The sequence below is a fragment of the Burkholderia sp. HI2500 genome, from assembly GCF_002223055.1.
Classification (GTDB): domain Bacteria; phylum Pseudomonadota; class Gammaproteobacteria; order Burkholderiales; family Burkholderiaceae; genus Burkholderia.
Genome location: NZ_NKFL01000025.1, coordinates 1 through 308, shown reverse-complemented (window position 1 = coordinate 308; position 308 = coordinate 1). Strand labels below are relative to the sequence as shown.

Here is a 308-nt window from a genome sequence, read left to right as displayed (position 1 = left end):
CTGAATCGGTTCCGCAACCTGGACGAACTGCAAACCGGCTTGGCAAGCTACATCCACTACTACAATCACGACCGCATCAAACTGAAACTAAAAGGGCTGAGTCCCGTGCAATACAGAACTCAGCCCTCTCAGCCCTAGCCGTCATAACCCGTCCAACTTTACGGGGTCAGTTCAATGTGCGGGGCTTAATAGGATGGTCAGCCCGATCCTCACTCAGTGGACTACGCTGAGTGAGGATTTTGTCCTTCTGGAGGGCCATCATGGACACGGTATCGCTGATCGGAATCGATCTCGGCAAGCACTGCTTC

At 53.2% G+C, this 308-nt stretch carries 1 protein-coding gene; it reads left to right on the top strand.

The annotated features are described in order from the left end of the window. On the top strand, positions 1 to 138 hold a 138-nt coding region (locus tag CFB45_RS38080; RefSeq protein WP_144025310.1), incomplete at its 5' end, for an IS3 family transposase. Positions 139 to 308: the final 170 nt, after the last annotated feature.